We start from the raw sequence: 21,704 nt of genomic DNA on the forward strand, positions 1-21,704 counted from the left end.
TTAATCCTCTTAGACCATAGTTGTAGTTTCAACTAAATTTTCATTAGAATTCATAAAAATATCATAAAGATGAACTAAAATAGTGCTGGGGTAAATTGACTTAAATTAGGGCAAATTTATGTCACTGTGTGATGCAATTAATAAGCACTTCAATTACCTTAAAGTCAGATAATAATTCTCATTTGCAATTTCTTTAAAAAATTCACAATTTATCCTTATTTCGCTTCTATAATTCCCTTAATTTCTTTTTCTGCTTTTTTTGACTCATGCCAAAAATAAAATCGACCAAACTTATTCTGGGAATTGTGATTGCCTGTTTAGTTGCACTTGCAGCATGGTATTTTTTCAAACCAAAAACAGAGCAGCCGCAATACATCACCGCTGAAGTCAGCCGTGGCGATATTGAAAGTGCGGTTTTGGCAACAGGCGTACTTGAAGCCACCAAAATGGTCAGTGTCGGTGCGCAGGTTTCAGGTCAGGTCAAAAAAATGTATGTCGAATTGGGTGATCAGGTCAAACAAGGCCAATTGATTGCCCAAATTGATTCGGTACGTCAGGAAAACGAATTTAAAACCGCACAAGCCAGTATTAAAAATCAGCAGGCACAATTGGCAGTCAGACAAGCCAATCTCGCCAAAGTCGCAGCAGAATATCAACGTCAACAAGCCATGTATGCTCAAGATGCCACTTCACGCGCTGAACTGGAAAGTGCTTTAGCCAACTATAAAACGGCACAAGCCGAGATTGCTGCAATCAATGCTCAAATTGAACAGTCCCGCCTAACCTTAGACACTTCTAAAGAAAATTTAGGCTATACCCAAATTCTTGCACCCATGGACGGCACTGTGGTGGCGATTGTGACCGAAGAGGGTCAAACCGTAAACGCCAACCAAAGTGCACCCACCATTGTCAAACTGGCTAAATTAGACACCATGACTGTAAAAGCAGAAATTTCTGAAGCAGATGTGATGAAGGTCGAAGAAGGTCAAACCGTTTATTTCACCACTTTGGGCAACAGTGAGAAAAAGCATTACGCAGCCTTACGCCAAGTTGAACCTGCACCAAAATCTATTAATACCGAAACCAGTAATAGTAGCTCTTCTTCATCTAGCAATGCAGTGTATTACAACGCCTTATTTGATGTACCCAATGAAGATGGCAAGCTGCGCATTAACATGACAGCACAAGTGTCGATTGTATTGGCCGAAGCACGTAACGTACTCACAATTCCAGCTGCTGCCGTGCAAGGCTCCAATCGCTCACGTGGTCGTAGCAACAATGCAGACACACCTGCACGTACTGAACACAACAAAACAGATGAAAATACCTCAAACCGCCCTGCCCGCTTAGAACTCACGGCCAATGAAAAAGCACTTATAGATCAAGGCAAAGCGTCTTTAGGCACAGTACGTGTTTTACAGGCTGATGGTTCAGCCCAGCCGCAACCTGTATTGCTCGGGCTAAACAACCGTGCAACCGTACAAGTCATTCGCGGCTTAAAACTGGGTGATCAAGTGATTATTGCAGATGGTTCTGATACATTGAACGATGCAGCGAAACGTAGTGGACGTGTTGGCCCTTCGGTGAGAATGTAATATGAGCATGCCGCAGCACCAAACACAGCCACTCTTAGCGGTCAAAGACCTGACCCGAGAATTTCCTGCTGGTGAATCGACCGTACAAATTCTTAAAGGGATTGATCTGGAAATTTACCCAGGTGAGTTGGTTGCTATTGTGGGGCAATCGGGTTCTGGTAAATCCACGCTTATGAATATTCTAGGCTGCCTTGACCAACCTACTACAGGCAGCTACAAAGTTAAAGGACGCGAAACCCGACAGCTCGAAGCCGACGAATTGGCACAACTACGGCGTGAGTATTTTGGCTTTATTTTCCAGCGCTACCATTTATTGGGTGATTTAAGCGCTGCGGGTAATGTCGAAGTTCCCGCAATTTATGCAGGTGCCGATGCCGCAGAACGCCAAGCACGTGCTACCGCATTGCTGAGTGATTTAGGCTTGACAGATAAAACCCAGAACAGACCGAGTCAACTTTCAGGCGGGCAGCAGCAACGTGTGTCCATTGCTCGCGCCCTGATGAATGGCGGCGATGTGATTCTAGCCGATGAGCCAACAGGTGCACTCGACAAGAATAGTGGTATTGAAGTCATGCGCATTTTGCGTGAACTAAATGCCAAAGGTCACACCATTATTTTAGTCACACATGACCACAATGTCGCCAAAAATGCCACACGGATTATTGAAATCAGTGATGGTCTTATCGTTTCCGATCAACCGAACACACCTACCGATCAGGAACAGATTGCTCAACAAACGCTGGAACATCCACCACAAAAAAAGACCTCAGCTTGGCGTTCTGCACTAGACCGCTTAGGCGAAGCTTTCCGCATGGCATTACTGGCCATGAATGCACATCGCATGCGTACTTTTTTAACCATGCTTGGCATTATTATTGGGATTGCCTCGGTCGTGTCAGTGGTGGCACTAGGCAATGGTTCACAAAAGCAGATTTTAGAAAATATCAGCAGTTTAGGCACTAATACCATCACCGTATTTCAGGGGCGAGGTTTTGGAGATACTTCTCGCTCCTCTCAAGTCAGAACACTGGTTCCTGCCGATGCCGATGCTTTAGCAGAACAGCCCTATGTAGATGGTGTCAGCCCTTCAGTCAACAGCAATGTCACAGTACGTTTTAAAGACACGGAAGCCTCAGCCACAGTCAATGGAGTTAGTGAAGACTTTTTCTATGTACGTGGCATGAATTTTCAGTCTGGGCAACCGTTTGATAAACACAGCGTAATTGAACAAGCCCAAGATGTGGTGATTGATCACAACACAAAAAATACGTTTTTTAGTGATGGCAGCAATCCTGTCGGGCAAGTGATTTTATTGGGCAGTGTGCCAAGCCGTATTATTGGAGTGGTAGAAGAACAAAAAAGCATGATGGGCAGTTCTGACAGCTTAAATGTGTATTTACCTTACTCGACCGTAATGAGCCGCATGCTAGGTCAAAGTCATGTACGCAGTATTATTGTACGTGTGAAAGATGAATACCCTAGCGCTGCAGCAGAAAATGCCATTTTAAGTCTATTGGTTCAGCGACATGGCGCACAAGATGTCTTTACGCAAAACTCTGACAGTATTCGTGAAACTATTCAGCAAACTACAGCCACCATGACCCTGCTGGTTTCTGCAATTGCTGTGATTTCCTTAGTGGTCGGAGGAATTGGTGTAATGAATATTATGCTGGTTTCTGTCACAGAGCGTACACAAGAGATTGGGGTGCGTATGGCCGTAGGTGCACGACAAAGCGATATTTTGCAGCAATTTTTAATTGAAGCAATTTTAGTCTGCATTTTAGGGGGCGTTTTAGGGGTATTACTGGCTTTAGGCATTGGGCAAGTGATTAGCCATTTTGCAGGCGGTACTTTTCAAATGGCGTATTCAACCACCTCTATTGTTGCAGCCTTTGTCTGCTCAAGCCTGATTGGTATTGTGTTTGGTTTTATTCCTGCACGTAATGCCGCACAACTCAACCCTGTCGATGCACTCTCTAGAGAATGATGCGGTCTTAGAATAAGGAACTCTCATGCAATTAAATTCCAAAGCACGAACATTCAGCCAACTGGCAACCGCACTACTTTTGGGCAGCAGTTTGGTGGGGTGTGCCGCAGTGGTCAAAACCCCTTACCAAGCCCCTGCTGTTGAAATTCCAAGCCAATTTGAACAACAGCGCCTCAGCAGTCAGCAAATTCATAGCCAACTGAACACTGACCGTTGGTGGACGTTGTTTAATGATGCCGCCTTAAATCAACTTGTTGAGCAAGTACTCGCACAAAACAGTGACCTCGCTGTTGCAGGGCTGAATTTACAGCAAGCGAGATTACAAGCAAAACAAAGCCAGAGTCAGCAAGGCGTCCGAATTGGCACTGCAGGAATTTCCACAGGACATCAAATTAGCCTAGACGGCGATGGTGACCGTACCCGTGGAATCTCATTGAACTACCCAGGGCTAAGCTATGAATTGGATTTGTTTGGCAAACTGGCCAATCAGACTGAAGCTGCACGTTGGGAAGCCCTAGCCACCGAACAAGATTTACAGGCGACTGCCCAAGGTTTGATTGCAACCACTGCCAATTTATACTGGCAATTGGGCTATTTAAATGAACATTTAACTGTCGCACAGCAAAATTTGGCCAGCACTGAAAAAACCTATCAATTGGTCAATGCACAATACCGTGCAGGCGCTGTCTCTGGTTTAGATTTAACGCAGGCAGAACAAGCCTTACAAAGCCAAAAAGCCACACTCAGCCAAATAGCGCAGCAAAAAGTAGCAACTCGTACTGCTTTGGCGGTCTTGCTCCATCAACCTGTGCAAATGCTAAACATTGCAGAACCCAAACGCTTAGGTGCCATTAGCCTACCTAAAATTCATGCAGGATTACCTGCGGAGCTTTTATCCCGCCGCCCAGATTTAAATGCTGCGGAGCTTCGTTTACGCAAAGCACTGGCCAACAAAGATGCCAATAAAGCCAGTTACTATCCATCTATTAGCCTAACTGGCACACTCAGTACAGGTGTTGGTACTGGTGCACACACTTCTTTAAGTGATGCGCTCAAGAATCCAATTGCTACTTTAGGTGCAGGGCTAACACTGCCGTTTTTACAATGGAACGATATGCAGCGTGATTTAAAAGTCAATGCGCTAGAATATGAAAAAGCCATTGTGCAATATCGACAAACCTTGTACCAAGCCTTTGCTGATGTTGAAAATGCCTTGTCTGCACGCTCTGAATTAGATCGTCAGGTCAATTTACAAATGCAGAATTTACTGTTGGCAGAGAAAACGGAACGTCTGACTGAAGTCCGTTATCGCCACGGTGCGATTGCTTTAAAAAACCTTTTGGATGCTCAAGCCACAACACGGAATGCGCGTTTAAACCTATTGCAAACCAAGCAAAATCAATACAATGCTTATGTAACATTATTACAAGCCTTAGGTGGTAGTCCATTGCAGCAATTGCCACAACAGCCATAAATATTATTCAGCATCGCTTTAAAAACCAAAAAGCCTGTCAGTGCATAATGCCACCGACAGGCTTTTTAAAATATGTTCAGCAAATTTAGATTGTGACTTAAATTTTCTCTGAAAGTATCGCTTCTTTGCTTAAAACCTGATGCGTACTGGTCGCCACGGGTAAACTCACTTTAAAGGTTGTACCCTCGCCTTCTTTAGATTCCGCCACAATTTGTCCATGGTTTAAATCGACAAAGCGCTTACACAAGACCAAACCTAAGCCCGTGCCTTTTTCACCCGCAGTACCTTTAAAGCTTACAGTGAGTTTTTGTTCAAACAAGTTTTCCAACTGCTGTGGGGTCATACCCAAGCCTGTATCACGAATATAAATATCTACACTCGTTTCAGTCGCCTGCACGCTTAAAATGACTTTGCCAGTGCCATCTGTACTGGTAAATTTCAAAGCATTAGACACCAAGTTTTGAATCACCGAAGTAATCATGTTGATGTCTGCATAGACTTTTATGCCTTCATCCACCTGATCAATGAGCTCAATATTCTTTTTAATGGCTAGACTTCTTAAAACATCACAGACAATTTTAGTCGATTGCTTCAACTCAAAATTGATTGGATGGTAGACAAATCGTCCACCTTCAGCCATTGCCCAGTTCAACAGACTTTCCAATAAATTGTAGGTCGATTGCGCGGTATCAAATAAATAGTCCGCAATATTTTGAATACTCGAATCATCCAAAGTTTCACGCTCTTGCGCCAAAACTTCAGAAAAACCCAATAAACCATGAAAGGGTGCACGCAGGTCATGCGCAATAATTTGGAAAAACTTTGTTTTACTAAAATTTAAAGCCGACTGCTGTTCGTACAGTTCTTTTAACCCAACATAATCAACTTTTAATTCAATATAACGCACCAAACCTGCTGCGAACTCGGCAACCGTGGGTACTGCACCCAAACTGAATTCATCTTGATGATGATCAAACAACAACAGCTGACCAATCGATTCACCATCGGTTTTAAGCAAGTCCAAGGCAATTAAGCGTTCAGCCTCTATACCCAAACTTGCAATATGCTGCACAAAGTTAGCATATTGCGGATGCTTGGGTTCAATCAATTGCTGACCCTGAAAGAATGCACCTAGCTGTGCATTTGGATTGGAATGAAAAGCTTTAAAAGTTTCGTGACTAGAATACCAAATATAAGGTTCATTGCGAAAGGTTAAAATAGCATGCTCAACCTGCAACATTTGACGGGAAAATTTCATAAAGCCATCAATTTGGTTGGCTTGCGTATGCACCCCCAATAATAATGACAGTGTGCAAGCACTCAGCTGTTCCGTTTCAGGACCAATTTCAAGCAGCTGTATTTTCATTTTTGCCTCGTGCATGATTATCCTTAAAGATAGGCATTCGATTTTGAAATAAAGAAATAAAAAATCACCAATCTAACTTTTTTCATTAACAAATTTTAACACAAAGTACAAGTATTAAAATCATTTTATTGAACAAAAGCAGTTTAGACATTTAGTTGTTAATGTTTTCGTTATTGTTCAGACAATTTAAAGTCTGTTCATGTGCTGTATTTGTGTTCTAAAAACTGACTGTGCGTGATTATAGATAGAGCCAATTCCAATAAAATAGTCATAATTTGTTAACTTTTATAAACTTTTTACATATAAGTCAGACCTTTTATGTGTGTATAAGCTATAGCAACCTCATACACCTTTGCAAAGTTACAAGATTTTACGTCATCACCAATATTAAACTTAACTTATAAATGCTTGATAATTTTACAAAATAAGCTGTGTAAATATGTAACAAGGCTCTTTCTATCGGTTATTTTTCAAACATACGACTTAAGTCGAACAATCATCTTATTAATTTATAATAAAATAACAACTACTTTTGATGACCTGATCATCATTTATACGATTTGGCTCGTATTTCCATCGTAAATACCGAAGACGGGTTTTATGTTCGGCATTGAGCAAACTTTGCATAAGATTCGGCACATGCTCAGCACAAATGCGACACATCATTTCGTAGCGAAATGTCGTTATCACAGGATCTACGTTGACTGAAATACACGGAGAGTCGATACTCTCAAGGTTAAATTAAGCAAATCGGTTCGCAGGAGCTGAGTCTAAATCTGGCTCCTAAAAACTTAATCAAAGCAAGGGGCTATATATGGCTGGTGGAAAGTCAAAAATCATTTATACACTGACCGATGAGGCGCCGCTACTGGCGACTTACTCGTTGCTGCCGATCATTGAGACCTTTACCAAACCTGCGGGCGTTGAAATTGTCAAAACTGACATTTCTGTTGCTGCACGCGTACTCGCTGAATTTTCAGATTACCTTAGCGAAGAACAAAAGGTTGCCGACAACCTCGCAGAGCTCGGACGTCTCACGCAAGATCCAGATACAAACATCATCAAACTCCCAAATATCAGTGCTTCAGTTGCGCAATTGGTTGCATGTATTAAAGAATTACAGGCAAAAGGTTTTGCGATTCCTGACTATCCTGAAAACCCAAGCACTGAAGAAGAGCAAGCACTTCGCGCACGTTTTGGCAAATGCTTAGGTTCTGCAGTAAACCCTGTATTACGTGAAGGTAACTCAGACCGTCGTGCACCTGCTGCTGTGAAAAACTATGCGAAAAAACACCCGCACTCTATGAGCGAGTGGAAGCAATGGTCTCAAACGCACGTTTCACACATGGATGAAGGCGACTTCTACCACGGTGAAAAATCTATGACTTTAGACCGTGCACGTAACGTAAAAATGGAACTCGTCACTCAGTCTGGTGAAACCATTGTACTGAAAGAAAAAGTTGCGTTACTTGACGGTGAAATCATCGATTCAATGTTCATGAGCAAAAAAGCACTTTGCGACTTCTATGAAAAAGAATTAGATGATTGTAAAGAAGCAGGCATTTTGTTCTCTTTACACGTAAAAGCGACCATGATGAAGGTATCTCACCCAATCGTATTTGGTCACTGTGTAAAAATTTACTATAAAGAAGCGTTTGAAAAACATGGTAAATTGTTTGAAGAGCTTGGCATTAACGTAAACAACGGTATGGCTGGTCTTTATGAAAAGATTGCAACCTTACCAACTTCTTTACGCGAAGAAATCATTGAAGATTTACACGCTTGCCAAGAACACCGCCCTGCGCTTGCAATGGTAGATTCAGCGAAAGGCATCACCAACTTCCACTCACCAAACGACGTAATTGTTGACGCATCTATGCCTGCAATGATTCGTGGTGGCGGTAAAATGTGGGGTGCTGATGGTAAGCAGTATGACTGTAAAGCAGTAATGCCAGAATCTACGTTCGCACGTATTTACCAAGAAATGATCAATTTCTGTAAGTGGAACGGCAACTTTGACCCACGTACCATGGGTACTGTGCCAAACGTTGGTTTGATGGCGCAAAAAGCTGAAGAATACGGTTCTCACGACAAGACATTTGAAATTCCTGAAGCTGGTATTGCCAACATCACTGACCTAGAAACAGGTGAAGTGTTGATGACGCAAAATGTGGAAGAAGGTGATATCTGGCGTATGTGTCAGGTGAAAGATGCACCAATCCGCGACTGGGTTAAACTTGCAGTTACACGTGCACGCAACTCAGGCATGCCTGCAATTTTCTGGCTTGACCCATACCGTCCACACGAAAATGAATTGATCAAGAAAGTACAAAAATACTTGAAAGATCACGACACCACAGGTCTAGACATTCAAATCATGTCGCAAGTTCGTGCAATGCGTTATACGCTTGAGCGTGTTGCGCGTGGTCTAGACACCATTTCTGTGACTGGTAACATTTTACGTGACTACTTAACTGACTTGTTCCCAATTATGGAGCTAGGTACATCTGCGAAGATGCTTTCTATTGTTCCATTAATGGCAGGCGGCGGTATGTACGAAACTGGTGCGGGTGGTTCAGCACCGAAACACGTACAACAGTTGGTTGAAGAAAACCACTTACGTTGGGATTCATTAGGTGAGTTCCTTGCACTAGCTGTTTCTTTAGAAGAAATGGGCATTAAAGAAGACAATGCAAAAGCAAAACTTCTTGCTCAGACTTTAGATGCAGCAACTGGCAAGCTTCTAGACAACGATAAATCTCCATCACGTCGTACTGGCGAGCTGGACAACCGTGGCAGCCACTTCTACCTTGCAAAATTCTGGGCAGAAGCGCTTGCAAACCAAGACCAGGATGCTGAGTTAAAAGCTAAGTTTGCACCACTTGCAAAAGCTTTGGCAGATAACGAAGAAAAAATCGTGGCGGAACTTGCAGAAGTTCAAGGCAAATCGGTTGATATCGGTGGTTACTATGCAGTTGACCAAGCTAAAGTGAATGCTGTTATGCGTCCAAGCGCAACATTCAACGCAGCACTTGAAACTGTTTAATGCTATGACCCAGCACTGATTCTATTCAGTGCTTGTTCTACAAAAAACCAGTGTGTAAACACTGGTTTTTTTGTTATAAGCAAACTAATAAAGATTCTGAAAAGTTAGCTATATCCTCAAATATATCTTTATTTCTTATTCTGTCTGCTCATTCTGATTCATGAACCAAGAAAGTTAAATTTAAGTAAACCACTACCTTCTTTTAAAAAATTTGAGAATATTCAAATAATTGACCGACTTCCAAACAATTTTCCAGACAATAAAAAAGCCCCCAAGTCTGAATATGCTTGAGGGCTTTTCTTTTATATGGTCCCGAGGGTCGGACTCGAACCGACACGTCATCTCTGACAGCGGATTTTGAGTCCGCCGCGTCTACCAATTTCACCACCTCGGGTAGGTGTTGATGGGTATAATAAACTTTTTTGACGGCTTGTCAACGCAAGTTTTTTGCAATTGTTTAAAATTAAATCAGCTGTCATTTTTTTGATTTATAATCGACCAATTTCATCTATAAAACTTAAAAAAGCATATACTAAGCGCAGTTTTTTCTAGTTTTCTGACTTGTTTTTATCATGCAGCTTTCTGACTTCAGTTTTGATCTCCCCGATGAACTTATTGCACGTTATCCACTTGCAAGCCGTAGTGCTTCTCGCCTGCTGCATCTCGATGCACAAGGTCAATACCATGACCATCAATTTACCGATTTACTGAATTTACTCGAAGCGGGCGATTTATTGGTACTGAATGATACCAAAGTTATGAAAGCACGCCTTAAGGGTAAACGCGCAACAGGCGGTGCAGTAGAAGTCTTGGTAGAGCGCCTGCAAGATCGTTTTATTGCGCATTGTCATATTAAAGCCAGCAATTCACCCAAAGCTGGGGCTGAACTGTTTATCGGGCCAGATGCGGTAAAAGTAACCGTGCAGGGACGCCATGAAAACTTGTTTATTGTTGAGTTTTCACAACCCATTTTAGACGTGTTAGATGCTTATGGGCAGCTGCCTATTCCCCCCTACTTTAACCGTGAAGCAGAAGCGATTGATACCGAACGCTATCAGACCGTATTTAATGACCCGAGCAAACTTGCCAGTGTGGCAGCGCCTACAGCAAGCCTGCACTTTGATGAAGCTTTGCTGCAACAATTAGCAGATAAAGGTATTCAAAAAACCTTCGTGACCTTACATGTAGGTGCAGGTACTTTCTTACCTGTACGTACCGATGACATTGCCAATCATGTTATGCACAGTGAATGGTGTGAGGTCTCAGACGCTGCTGTAGATTTAATTCGTGCCACCAAAGCACGTGGCAATAAAGTCATTTCAGTGGGTACCACCGCTACCCGTGCTGTAGAAAGTGCAGCACAAGCTCACGGCGGCGAATTGGCTGCATGGACGGGCGATACACAAATTTTTATCTATCCTGGTTATCAGTTTAAAGTGGTAGATCGCCTTATTACCAATTTCCACTTGCCTGAATCGACACTATTGATGCTAGTTTCTGCCTTATCAAGTCGTGAGAACGTGATGTGCGCTTATCAACATGCCGTGTCAGAACACTATCGCTTCTTTAGTTATGGCGATGCCATGCTGATTGACCAAGCGCAAGCCTAAGCCTTTGTGAAGAACCTCCATGCCGCTCGATACTGTCCAACACTCCATTCACATTCGACGTAAGAAGAATAAGCGAGTATTTCGCAATATCGCGCGGCTTTGGGATATTGGAAAAAAAGCCCAAAGCCATCAAGAAATTTTGGATGGTTTGCACCCTTGGCAAGATGACATTACCTTAAAATTTGAAAATGTTTTGCCGATACTGCTGGGCATTATAGGTGTGCTATTCTGTTTATTACTCTTGATTCAACCGAGTAATATTTGGCTGCAATTTTGTTTGCTGATTGGTGTAGTCTGTATTTTTTGGGCATTTATTACCTATGAACAAGATGATCCCATTAAAGAAGTCATTGCTTTTTTAGAACAGGAAAGCATTGCTCAACGCTACCAACTGGCATGGCAACAACCACCGCAGCACCTCGCCAAAACCTTGCAACCCATTTACTTTATCGCCCATTTAAAAGCGATGTTCCCCTTATTTCATTTGGGTAATCTTTCCAATGACATTACCCGCTATGCCAGTACCGTTTGGCTTGATCAACAGGGCAAACAACATCAGGTTTTGCTTTTTGAATACCGCTATGTCAGTGAAATACGTATTAAAGACAAAAATGGCAATGATTATAAAGTCAAAGAAGTGGTGCGCTATTTATCGGGTGTCTTTGTCTTTGATGTGAAAATTCAAGGTTTAGCCATTAGCACCAATAAAAAAACTTTTGGTGCGCCCTACCATGTACCATGGCATACCAGTGACATCCGACTGAATCAAAAACTCAATTTCTTTGGTAGTGATGCGATTCAAATGGCGCGCACACTCAGCCCCGCTCTGGTGTTAAAACTGGATGATTTTTTCCAGCATCAGCAAGGGGATTTATTGTTTCACCCTGAACGACACACCTTATGTTTTTTAGGCAGCAAAAATCTGTTTGAAATTTCCAGTAAAGCAAAAAATATTCAAGATATTTCAGCATTACGTGGACACTTACGCACTTTTAAATTACCTTATTTGGAACAATTACAAACCGATTTAGTTGATTTTCTTGAATAAGAAAATGGTCTTGGGGCAACACTATGGGCATCGCAATTTTTCTTTTGGTCGTTATTGCTATCATCTTGATTGTTATAACGATTCGCAACAATATCGTGCGTCATTTCAATGCCACCATTCGTGCATGGGCAGATGTCACCAGTTTTGAGCGTCAAAAATTAAAAACTTTGGAAGAACTTGCACCTGTGGTTGAGCAATATGCAGGCATGGAAAAAGGAACTTTAGAAAAAGTGACCGAACTGCGCCAGAACATCATGAACTTAAATATCAATAATGCCGATGTTGGTCAGTTACAACGTGTTGAAGCCTTAAGCAAAGAGTTAATGCGTAGCTTAAATGTTGTGGTAGAAAATTACCCTGAACTCAAAGCCGATCAACTGTATTTAAAAATGATGCATGAAATTGACGAGCAAAATGAAAATGTGGGCGCTGCGATTACCATTTATAACCGCAATGTAGAATTATTTAATAATTATATTCAGGTCTTTCCAAACAACATCATTAATACCGCCACTACTGCTAAAAAACCTGTTCGTGCGTTTCGTGACAATAGTGCAGCTCAAAGTTTCGATTATCGTCCAAATTTTTAATACATCTATGCTTAGCAGTATTTAAAGCAGCTCAAATAAAAAAGCAGCAGGGTTAAATCTGCTGCTTTTACCCTCAATGAAGATGTACAAAAATTAGATCACAGGGCTTTAAATACAAGATTCCACACTGTATTGCACCTGATTACGCCCCTTATGTTTGGCTAAATACAGCAACTCAAACGCACTCATAACCCACCTCTATGAATTGGCTCTAAGGACAACTTAACAACTTAGCTGCACTTTGACTACAAATTATTGAGCATTCTTGACATTTTTTTCAGCTTTGAGACAATCAAAACCTGAACAAAATACAAACAACTACTGTTCAATAAAAATGAGCATTCCTACAATAAAAAAAGTCGCGATATCACCATGCTAAATCATCTCCAAAATTTAAAAGACAGCCTAATTCAAGAGTTTTTTCAACTCTATGAGCAGTATGAACCCGATCAACTCTATGCCTGCGCATTAGTTTTAAATGAATATCTAGGCATCGATTATCTGGCAGTTTCAAGCACACGCAGTCTGTTTAGTGAACAGGAAGATTCTGCTGAGTACTTATCTGAAGCAGACAAATGGAACGTGGAAAAATGGCGTTATCGCACCCAAACGCACAGTGCTCAGGGGTTGCATCAATTTAAAAATATTTTTGCAGATTATTTCAAACAGCGGTATATATATGGCAACCCCCTACTCAATAGCCCCGACACCCCACAATACAACCATCTAGAACTGTTATTGGATATTTTCCAACAAGCCAAACAAGCACTCTCCAATGCTTATGACCTAGATTTGAGTCAGATTGTATTTTGATTCATATTCCAAAACAGCATGATTTTGAAATTTATTCTGCACAATTTCTAAATGCACCCAGCGCATTACTGGATGAATTTTTACTTGCTCATCATGTGCAGCATACTGTGCAAACCACCAATACACAGCACAACAAACTCAAACTGCAACAGGTCGATAAAGATTTACTTACCGATTTGGCACAGCTTTTAGAAATTGAGCCTTATGATTATTTAAGCATTGCTCATGAAGCCTATTTGCTCACGCTAGAGCCAAGTTTTATTGACAGCAATCTGTACGTACAACGCCTGATTCAACATGTTGCAGCGATGGACAGCCATGAACAGGGGGAATTTGCCTTGCATAAAGAAGAAATTACCCAACGGATTCAGCAATTTTACGCCACGTAGTCTCCAATAAAGTGACTGAATTTTTTTGCACGTAATTTTTAACAATGAAAACGTATCTCAACTGGCAATTCCCTGCAGAATCTAGGAAAATAGTGCACTTTTAGCGCTAGCAATCAGCGAACTGTTTTTTCGCCTTGATTTGGAACTTATATGAAGTTTGAAAAATTAGGTCAGTCGGGACGTGCCCGTCGTGGCCGCTTAACCCTTGCACATGGTGTTGTAGAAACCCCTGTTTTTATGCCTGTAGGGACCTATGGTACGGTCAAAGGCATGTTGCCACGTGATATTGAAGAAATTCAGGCGCAAATTATTTTAGGTAACACCTTCCATTTATATTTACGTCCAGGACTGGAAGTGATTCAGGAACACGGCGGTCTACACGAGTTTATTAAATGGGATAAGCCTATTTTAACTGACTCAGGCGGTTTTCAGGTATTCAGCCTAGGCGCTATGCGTAAAATTAAAGAAGAAGGCGTAACCTTCCGTTCCCCCATTGATGGCTCAAAGGTATTTTTATCCCCTGAAATTTCAATGGAAATTCAGAAAACCTTGAATTCAGACATCGTCATGATTTTTGATGAATGTACGCCTTACCCTGCAACACATGAAGAAGCACAAAAATCACTGCAATTGTCTTTACGTTGGGCCAAACGCTGTAAAACCCATCACCACGATGAACTCAACAACAGCAATGCCCTGTTCGGTATTATTCAGGGCGGCATGTATGAAGATTTACGTGATGAATCTCTAAATGGCTTGCTTGATATCGGTTTTGATGGTTATGCCATTGGTGGTCTTTCGGTAGGTGAACCGAAAGAAGAAATGATCAAAGTGCTGGATTATTTGCCAGCGAAAATGCCAGAAGATAAACCACGTTATTTGATGGGCGTGGGCAAACCAGAAGATATTGTTGAAGCCATTCGTCGTGGTGTAGATATGTTCGACTGTGTGATGCCAACCCGTAATGCACGTAATGGACATTACTTTGTGACCGATGGCTTGGTACGTATTCGCAATAGCAAATATCGCCATGATCAAAGCCCGCTCGATCCACATTGCGATTGTTATACCTGTAAAAACTTTACCCGTGCCTATTTGTTCCATTTAGAAAAATGTGGCGAAATGCTCGGCTCTATGTTGGGTACCATCCACAATTTACGTTATTACCAACGTTTCACCCAAGACATCCGTAATGCCTTGGATAACGGTACTTTTGATGATTTTGTACAGGACTTTTATACCCGCCGTGGTCTAGAAGTTCCACCTTGTCCTGAAGATTAGTCTTTTCAGTATTTGCGCTGAGTAAAAAGACAAGGTAAATTGCAGAACAAACCCAATTTATTATCAGATCACTGATCGCCAGTTTTTAGTTTAGGAAAATGAAATGAGCCTTTTTATTTCGACTGCTCACGCAGCAGGTGAAGCTGCACAACAACCAAGCCTTGTAGCCAACCTTTTAATGATTGCTGTTTTTATTGCAATCTTTTACTTCTTGATTTGGCGTCCACAATCAAAACGTGCCAAAGAACACCGTGCACTGATTGAAAGCTTGGGCGTTGGTAGTGAAGTGGTGTTTGCAGGCGGTTTGATGGGTAAAATCACGAAAATTGAAGGTGATTTTGCAGTAGTTGAATTAAGCCGTGGTGTAGAAGTTAAAGTTCAACGCGCGAGTGTCATTTCAGTTCTTCCTGAAGGCACATTAAACAATCTTTAATCAAAAAAGGGTCGTGCTCACGCACGACTTTTTCATTTTAAGAAGAAAATAAATGCGTTACCCAGCATGGAAATATCTACTCATCCTCGTAGTTCTTGTGGTGAGTACATTATATGCCCTGCCTAGCTTGTATCCAGATGAACCTGCTGTTCAAATTTCAGGTGCCAAAGCTGGTACCCAAATTGATCAAAGCATCGTACAAAAAGCAGAGCAAATTTTACAATCAGAAAATATTGCCAGTCATGACAACAGCTTTACCAACAATGCTGCATTGTTGCGTTTAGACACCTCAGAAGCACAGCTCAAAGCCAAAGAAGCTTTGCGCCGTGGTTTGGGCGATGACTACGTTGTGGCACTTAACCTTGCACCCACCACCCCAGAATGGCTACAAAAAATTGGTGCAAAACCAATGAAGTTAGGTCTGGACTTACGTGGCGGTGTTCACTTCCTGTTAGAAGTGGATATGGACAAGGCCATCAGCCAGCGTATGGAAACCTCAGCTACAGATTTACGTCGTCAGTTACGTGACAACAAGCTGAAGTTCAATAGTCTGTCACTGAACAACAACACCATTAGCTTGCAGTTTGCCAACAATGCAGACCGTGATGCGGTAATGGATTTCTTGCGCCGTAACGGCAATGAGTACACTCAACAAGCGGTAGCGACAGCAGAAGGTTCGAGTTTACGCCTGACGTATACCGATGTACGCAAACAAGAAATTCAGTCTTATGCAGTCAATCAAAACTTGACCACACTGCGTAACCGTATTAACGAACTAGGTGTAGCTGAAGCCTTGGTGCAAACTCAAGGCAGCAACCGTATTGTGGTGGAATTGCCAGGTGTTCAAGATACGGCTGAAGCGAAGCGTGTTTTAGGTCGTACTGCAAACCTCGAATTCCGTTTGGTGTCCGATCTGAATGATCAATACATTGACCCATATACAGGCCAAACCACAGGTACAGTGCCACCGGGCACCGAAGCCTTTGCTTTTGAATCCTTAGACAGCGGTCGTCAGTTACTTCTAAATCGCAGCCGTATTTTAACAGGTGAGCGTGTTCAGAATGCCTCAAGTGGCTTTAGCCAAGACACAGGCGGTGCTGAAGTAAACATCACCCTAGATGCTGCTGGCGGTAAACTCATGTCGGATGCTACCCGTAATGCGGTTGGCAAACGTATGGCGGTGTTGTTCATTGAGAACAAACAGCGCATTAGCTATGTGGCAGATGAAACAGGCACACAAACTGAAGTACGTACCCCGTATACCGAATCTGTGATTATTAATGCGGCAACCATTCAAGCGGTTTTAGGTTCACAGTTCCGTATTACTGGTCTGGATTCTCCGCAAGAAGCTGCAGAATTGGCCTTGATGCTCCGTGCAGGTGCCTTGGCTGCGCCAATGTACTTTGTTGAAGAACGTGTCATTGGTCCAAGCTTAGGTCAAGAAAACATCGATAAAGGTGTATTGTCCACGCAGATCGGCTTCATTTTAGTCGCAATCTGGATGGTGGTGTTCTTCCGTTTATTCGGTTTGATTGCCAACTTTGCACTGGTCTTCAACCTTGCCATGATTTTAACTGTCATGTCTTGGATTGGTGCTTCACTCACTTTGCCAGGTATTGCTGGTATCGTTATCACCATTGGTATGGCGGTAGATGCCAACGTTCTGATTTGTGAGCGAATACGGGAAGAAATTAAGTGGGGAGCCTCGCCTAAACAAGCCATTGTGGCAGGTTATGACCGAGCTTATAACACCATTTTCGACTCGAACTTGACCACGTTCTTGGTGGCCTTCATTCTGTTCGCAATTGGTACAGGCCCAATTAAAGGCTTTGCCGTAACCCTAATGATTGGTATTGTCTGCTCAATGTTTACTGCAATTACAGTAACCCGTGCAATTGTACAAATCATTTATGGCAAGAAACGTAACTTGAAAAAGTTGAGCATTTAAGGAGATCACTGATGACTGAGAATACTCAACTACCTTCAAAAAAATACGGTCGCCCTGAAGATGAGCGCGTGATTCCGTTTATGAAGATTGCTTTGCCTGCGGCATTGCTTTCTATTCTACTTACGGTTGCCAGTATCTTCTTTATTGCCACCAAAGGTTTAAATTTAGGTTTGGACTTCACTGGCGGTATTGCGGCAGAACTAAACTATAGCAACCCTGTTAAAGCGACTGATGTATCAAGTGCTTTAATCAAAGCTGGCTTCAATGACCCTGTGGTGCAAACCCTTGGCTCTGACCGCGACCTAATGGTGCGTATGCCTGTACAGGAAGATGTAGAAGCCGAGGACCTAACCAAAGCGATTACCGCTGCGGTACAGTTGCCAAATAACGCAGCTGCCGTACCTAAAGTTGATGTGGTGGGTGGTCAAGTCGGTAACGAGCTATACGTCCGTTCAGCAGGTGCTGTAGCATTGGCTTTGTTATTAATGTTGGTTTACGTGACCATTCGCTTTGAATTTAAACTGGCGATGGGTGCAGTGCTGTCTTTATTCCACGATATTGTAGTGACACTGGGTATTTTTGCCATGATGCAATGGCCATTTGACCTGACTGTCTTGGCAGCACTTTTGGCCATTATCGGTTTCTCACTGAACGATAACATCGTGGTATCTGACCGTATTCGTGAAAACTTCCGTAAAATTCGTGGTGCAACTCCACTGGAAGTAATTAACATTGCGTTAACTGAAACCTTACGTCGTACCATTCATACCTCTATGACCCTACTCTTAGTTGTTGTAGCAATGATGGTCATGGGTGGTGATGGCCTGAAATGGTTCTCGATTGCCATGTTTGTAGGTGTATTTGTAGGTACTTATTCGTCCATTTATATTGGTACCGCTTTTGCCCTTTGGCGTGGTCTGAACCGTCAGGACTTTATTGTACAAGTGAAGCCTGAATTTGAAGGTGAAGAGCAAGAAATTCCTTAATTGTGAATTCAGTTAGATCACTCAAAAGCCTATCTTCGGATAGGCTTTTTTAATGTGCCAACAAAAAGTTAATGCTGAATAATTTGAATTTGAGGAAACTGAAATCCTGCACATGAAGGTGCAGATCGCCATGCTACAGTCAACATACAGCTGGCCAAATTAAAGTTTTGATAAGCAAAATGCCCAATTTGAGGATGATGACACATTCCCCCCTGTGCTTCAGGGTGCATCCCTGTATCTAGTTCATTTAGACTTAAACGAATACCCAAACCTGAAGCTTTCAGCACAGCTTCTTTGGTGGTCCAAACCCGAAACCAATATTCAGGTGCATGCTCTAATTCTGCCCAGTAGCTTAATTCATTTGGATGAAAGGCATGCTGCGCCAAAGCATCGAAACGTACATGACGGTCTAAATCCTCTACATCAATACCTAAATCTTGAACTTGTTTGCTAGTGGCCAATGCATAATGTTGACGACTGTGGCTGTGGTTAAAATGCCACTCTGGAAATTCACTTAAAAAAGGTTTGCCATGTACATTGCGCTGAATATCGCTATTTTGAATATCCTGTGCTAAATACTTTGAGAGTAATTGATTCCGATAGCGGTAAATCGCCTGCTTTTGCTGTTGAATCTGTTCTGTTCGTGAATCTGTTGTAGTAGGAACAAAAATTTTATGAATAGGGCTCACATCTACATGAATTTTTTTAGCTGTTTGACTCATCCTTAATCTTCCTATTCCTTTGGCTTTAACCTACAGCAAATTGAAATTACCAACCCAAGCCGTATAGAAAAAAACCAGCACAATGCTGGTTTTTTAGAAGTGATTCAGATTAACTACCCTGCACCAAACGGCGTGCACTGATAATACCCGGTTGCTGCTCCAAACGTGCCAACAAACGAGAAAGCTGTGCCAGACCTTTCACCTCAATCAACAATTTCATATTGGCAATTCCATCATTTTCAGAAATGGTATTGACCTGACGAATGTTAATTTGATCGGCAAAAATCACTTGAGTTAAATCTTTGAGCAAGCCACGGCGGTCATAAGCTTCCACCACAATCTGCACACTCTGACCACGGGTCGGCTGCATTTCCCAGTCAGCTTCAACTGCACGCTCAGGCTCGTTACCAATCATGCGAATATAGTCTGAACACGCCACTTTATGAATACTCACGCCACGGTTCAGGGTGATATATCCCGCAATGGCCTCGCCATGTACAGGCTGACAACATTGTGCAATGTGCAACTCGACGTTATCCAAACCATCAATCAAAATACCATGTGCAGAAAGTGTGTGGCTGGCGCGTGGATTCAACGTTGGTTTCAGCACTAGCTCAGGCTCATCCTGATCCAAGTGCATATGGCGGTTAACCTGATTGATTAAGGCATGCAGACCAATATCGCCATTCACCAAACCAATCAAAATGTCTTCACCTGTTTTGACATTGAAATGATTACAGTAATCATTCAAATCAATACTTTTCGGGTGAATTGCCAAACGTGATAATTCTTTATTCAGTACTTCACGCCCAACTTCCAGATTTTTACTGCGGTCTTGCTGTCTAAACCAGTGGCGTAACTTATCTCGTGCACGTGCTGTTTTGATATAACCCAAAGAGTGTACCAACCAATCACGGTTTGGCTCACGGTCTTTTTTGGTCAGAATTTCGACCTGCTCACCTGTTTTTAGGGTATAGGTCAGCGGCACATAACGCTGGTTCACCCGTGCGGCATAACATTTGTTACCCACTTCGGTATGCACATGGTAAGCAAAATCCAGTACGGTCGAGCCACGTGGTAACTCTTTAATGTCACCATCACGGCTGAACACATAAATTTTTTCAAAATCTTCAAACTCTTGGAGTTGCTCAAAGTTTTCAGAATCATCATCTTTATGTGCGCTGGCATCATTACGTTCCTGATAATGTTCCAACACTGAACGTAAAGAATGTAGACGATGATTAAACGAATGGTCCGTCGCCTTAGAGCCTTCTTTATAGTTGAAGTGTGAACACACCCCCAACTCGGCTTCTTCGTGCATATCCATGGTACGAATTTGCACTTCCAGTGATTTGTTTTCTGCAATCACTGCGGTATGTAAAGAGCGATAACCATTGGCTTTCGGATTGGTAATGTAGTCATCAAACTGATGCGGAATATGTCGCCACAATTGATGCACAATACCCAATGAGTGATAGCACTCAGGAATAGTTTTGACCAAGACCCGTACAGCACGAATGTCATATAACTGATCAAAGCTCAGGTTCTTACTTTTCATTTTTCGATAAATCGAATAAATGTGTTTCACCCGACCACTAATTTCAGCATGAATACCGTTGTTGCCCAATTCTGTGCGCAATTGTGAAATCACACTTTGGATATAATTTTCACGCTCTAAACGCTTTTCATTGAGCAGTGTGGCAATTTCTTTATAACGGTCTGGTGCTAAATAACGGAAAGCTAAATCTTCAAGTTCCCATTTCAGTTGAGCAATACCTAAACGGTGTGCCAATGGCGAATAGATGGTTAGAATTTCACGTGCAACACGTTCCTGACGTTCTTTTGAAGCTGTGGCTAACTCACGTAAAGAATAGGTACGTTCTGCCAGTTTAATCAGCACAACACGTACATCTTCCGTCATGGAAATCAGCATTTTATAAATGCCAGTTAAATGTTCACGCTGATTGTTATTAAAGTGATCTTCTAGACGTTTGTTTTTTTCGATCAGCTCAGACAGTTTACCCATAGATAAAGTGCCTTTGATCAAGCCATATACCACTTCACCAAATTCTTCACGTACTTCATCTAAATGAATCACATTTTCACGCACACCACGGTACAGCATAGCTGCCGACAAGGTGTCTTCATCGACATGCAAGTGCGCCAAAATATCTGCCATCTCAATACCAGTATATAAGGTATTAGAACGATGACTGACTGTAGTTTCCAACTCTTTTTTCAGGGTGTAATTGGCTACGTGTTCTAATTGTTCAAGTGCCGCCCCATCATAAATATCACGTACTCGATCTAGCCATTCTGCCAAATCTTGTCGTGCTTGTTCGGCATGTTCTACAGTCGTTTCCTCAGACAGTTCATTTAAACGTCCAGGAAGTTGTTCACGTACTGTGACCATACC

The 21,704-nt window shown here is 42.2% G+C and carries 16 protein-coding genes and 1 tRNA gene; 13 read left to right on the plus strand and 4 right to left on the minus strand.

What is annotated here, in order from left to right; translation table 11 throughout:
- Positions 1-266: 266 nt before the first annotated feature.
- From ACNS8M_RS11345 to ACNS8M_RS11355, 3 genes are read left to right on the plus strand one after another with little or no spacing between them, the layout of a single operon-like run.
- Positions 267-1,595 (plus strand): efflux RND transporter periplasmic adaptor subunit, encoded by a 1,329-nt coding sequence (locus ACNS8M_RS11345; RefSeq protein WP_168541460.1) that lies wholly within the window; start codon positions 267-269, stop codon positions 1,593-1,595.
- A 7-nt stretch (positions 1,596-1,602) separates the two neighbouring features.
- Positions 1,603-3,582 (plus strand): MacB family efflux pump subunit, encoded by a 1,980-nt coding sequence (locus ACNS8M_RS11350; protein ID WP_168541577.1) that lies wholly within the window; start codon positions 1,603-1,605, stop codon positions 3,580-3,582.
- A 25-nt stretch (positions 3,583-3,607) separates the two neighbouring features.
- Complete coding sequence (locus tag ACNS8M_RS11355; RefSeq protein WP_168541462.1) at positions 3,608-5,056, plus strand: efflux transporter outer membrane subunit; 1,449 nt, start codon at positions 3,608-3,610, stop codon at positions 5,054-5,056.
- Between the two features lie 97 nt (positions 5,057-5,153).
- Here ACNS8M_RS11355 and ACNS8M_RS11360 read toward each other — a convergent pair whose 3' ends face one another.
- Positions 5,154-6,422 carry a sensor histidine kinase gene (locus tag ACNS8M_RS11360; RefSeq protein ID WP_168541579.1) on the minus strand — a complete coding sequence of 423 codons (1,269 nt, stop codon included), beginning with the start codon at positions 6,420-6,422 and terminating at the stop codon, positions 5,154-5,156.
- A gap of 814 nt (positions 6,423-7,236) precedes the next feature.
- On the opposite strand from ACNS8M_RS11360, the gene ACNS8M_RS11365 reads away from it, so the two are divergent.
- A complete protein-coding gene (locus ACNS8M_RS11365) occupies positions 7,237-9,468 on the plus strand; it encodes an NADP-dependent isocitrate dehydrogenase (RefSeq protein ID WP_168541464.1) in 2,232 nt (743 codons plus the stop codon).
- Positions 9,469-9,775: 307 nt separating this feature from the next.
- On the opposite strand, the gene ACNS8M_RS11370 is transcribed toward ACNS8M_RS11365, so the two are convergent.
- Positions 9,776-9,862: transfer RNA gene (locus ACNS8M_RS11370), tRNA-Leu, on the minus strand.
- A gap of 178 nt (positions 9,863-10,040) precedes the next feature.
- Here ACNS8M_RS11370 and queA point away from each other — a divergent pair.
- From queA to secF, 9 genes are all read left to right on the plus strand, one after another.
- A complete protein-coding gene (gene queA, locus ACNS8M_RS11375; protein WP_419224813.1) occupies positions 10,041-11,078 on the plus strand; it encodes a tRNA preQ1(34) S-adenosylmethionine ribosyltransferase-isomerase QueA in 1,038 nt (345 codons plus the stop codon).
- A gap of 19 nt (positions 11,079-11,097) precedes the next feature.
- Positions 11,098-12,126, plus strand: coding sequence for a hypothetical protein (locus tag ACNS8M_RS11380; RefSeq protein WP_168460024.1), 1,029 nt, complete (start codon positions 11,098-11,100; stop codon positions 12,124-12,126).
- Positions 12,127-12,149: 23 nt separating this feature from the next.
- Positions 12,150-12,716, plus strand: coding sequence for a LemA family protein (locus ACNS8M_RS11385; protein ID WP_168419079.1), 567 nt, complete (start codon positions 12,150-12,152; stop codon positions 12,714-12,716).
- A gap of 372 nt (positions 12,717-13,088) precedes the next feature.
- Positions 13,089-13,529 carry a DUF4303 domain-containing protein gene (locus tag ACNS8M_RS11390; protein WP_228284141.1) on the plus strand — a complete coding sequence of 147 codons (441 nt, stop codon included), beginning with the start codon at positions 13,089-13,091 and terminating at the stop codon, positions 13,527-13,529.
- Positions 13,526-13,918 carry a hypothetical protein gene (locus tag ACNS8M_RS11395; protein WP_228284142.1) on the plus strand — a complete coding sequence of 131 codons (393 nt, stop codon included), beginning with the start codon at positions 13,526-13,528 and terminating at the stop codon, positions 13,916-13,918. The genes ACNS8M_RS11390 and ACNS8M_RS11395 overlap by 4 nt, the downstream gene beginning before the upstream one ends.
- 150 nt (positions 13,919-14,068) lie before the next feature.
- The gene (tgt, locus tag ACNS8M_RS11400) at positions 14,069-15,199 is read left to right on the plus strand and encodes a tRNA guanosine(34) transglycosylase Tgt (RefSeq protein WP_168541466.1); all 1,131 of its coding nucleotides are present in this window, start codon (positions 14,069-14,071) and stop codon (positions 15,197-15,199) included.
- A 103-nt stretch (positions 15,200-15,302) separates the two neighbouring features.
- Positions 15,303-15,632 carry a preprotein translocase subunit YajC gene (yajC, locus tag ACNS8M_RS11405; RefSeq protein WP_070152813.1) on the plus strand — a complete coding sequence of 110 codons (330 nt, stop codon included), beginning with the start codon at positions 15,303-15,305 and terminating at the stop codon, positions 15,630-15,632.
- A gap of 52 nt (positions 15,633-15,684) precedes the next feature.
- On the plus strand, positions 15,685-17,580 hold the full coding sequence (gene secD / locus ACNS8M_RS11410; RefSeq protein ID WP_168541468.1) for a protein translocase subunit SecD: 1,896 nt from the start codon (positions 15,685-15,687) through the stop codon (positions 17,578-17,580).
- An 8-nt stretch (positions 17,581-17,588) separates the two neighbouring features.
- A complete protein-coding gene (gene secF / locus ACNS8M_RS11415; RefSeq protein WP_171525195.1) occupies positions 17,589-18,566 on the plus strand; it encodes a protein translocase subunit SecF in 978 nt (325 codons plus the stop codon).
- A gap of 68 nt (positions 18,567-18,634) precedes the next feature.
- On the opposite strand, the gene ACNS8M_RS11420 is transcribed toward secF, so the two are convergent.
- A complete protein-coding gene (locus ACNS8M_RS11420; protein ID WP_168419133.1) occupies positions 18,635-19,288 on the minus strand; it encodes a 4'-phosphopantetheinyl transferase family protein in 654 nt (217 codons plus the stop codon).
- A gap of 109 nt (positions 19,289-19,397) precedes the next feature.
- Entirely contained in the window at positions 19,398-21,701 is a 2,304-nt protein-coding gene (locus tag ACNS8M_RS11425; protein WP_168541470.1) for a RelA/SpoT family protein, read from the minus strand.
- Positions 21,702-21,704 lie beyond the last annotated feature (3 nt).

This window comes from Acinetobacter sp. A2 (genome assembly GCF_048537555.1).
Lineage (GTDB): Bacteria > Pseudomonadota > Gammaproteobacteria > Pseudomonadales > Moraxellaceae > Acinetobacter.

Excerpts from the sequence above, each read along its gene's own strand:
- ACNS8M_RS11345 (WP_168541460.1), top strand. The coding sequence starts at position 267 with ATGCCAAAAATAAAATCGACCAAACTTATTCTGGGAATTGTGATTGCC.
- ACNS8M_RS11350 (WP_168541577.1), top strand. The coding sequence starts at position 1,603 with ATGCCGCAGCACCAAACACAGCCACTCTTAGCGGTCAAAGACCTGACC.
- ACNS8M_RS11355 (WP_168541462.1), top strand. The coding sequence starts at position 3,608 with ATGCAATTAAATTCCAAAGCACGAACATTCAGCCAACTGGCAACCGCA.
- ACNS8M_RS11360 (WP_168541579.1), bottom strand. The coding sequence starts at position 6,422 with ATGAAAATACAGCTGCTTGAAATTGGTCCTGAAACGGAACAGCTGAGT.
- ACNS8M_RS11365 (WP_168541464.1), top strand. The coding sequence starts at position 7,237 with ATGGCTGGTGGAAAGTCAAAAATCATTTATACACTGACCGATGAGGCG.
- queA (WP_419224813.1), top strand. The coding sequence starts at position 10,041 with ATGCAGCTTTCTGACTTCAGTTTTGATCTCCCCGATGAACTTATTGCA.
- ACNS8M_RS11380 (WP_168460024.1), top strand. The coding sequence starts at position 11,098 with ATGCCGCTCGATACTGTCCAACACTCCATTCACATTCGACGTAAGAAG.
- ACNS8M_RS11385 (WP_168419079.1), top strand. The coding sequence starts at position 12,150 with ATGGGCATCGCAATTTTTCTTTTGGTCGTTATTGCTATCATCTTGATT.
- ACNS8M_RS11390 (WP_228284141.1), top strand. The coding sequence starts at position 13,089 with ATGCTAAATCATCTCCAAAATTTAAAAGACAGCCTAATTCAAGAGTTT.
- tgt (WP_168541466.1), top strand. The coding sequence starts at position 14,069 with ATGAAGTTTGAAAAATTAGGTCAGTCGGGACGTGCCCGTCGTGGCCGC.
- yajC (WP_070152813.1), top strand. The coding sequence starts at position 15,303 with ATGAGCCTTTTTATTTCGACTGCTCACGCAGCAGGTGAAGCTGCACAA.
- secD (WP_168541468.1), top strand. The coding sequence starts at position 15,685 with ATGCGTTACCCAGCATGGAAATATCTACTCATCCTCGTAGTTCTTGTG.
- ACNS8M_RS11420 (WP_168419133.1), bottom strand. The coding sequence starts at position 19,288 with ATGAGTCAAACAGCTAAAAAAATTCATGTAGATGTGAGCCCTATTCAT.
- ACNS8M_RS11425 (WP_168541470.1), bottom strand. The coding sequence starts at position 21,701 with ATGGTCACAGTACGTGAACAACTTCCTGGACGTTTAAATGAACTGTCT.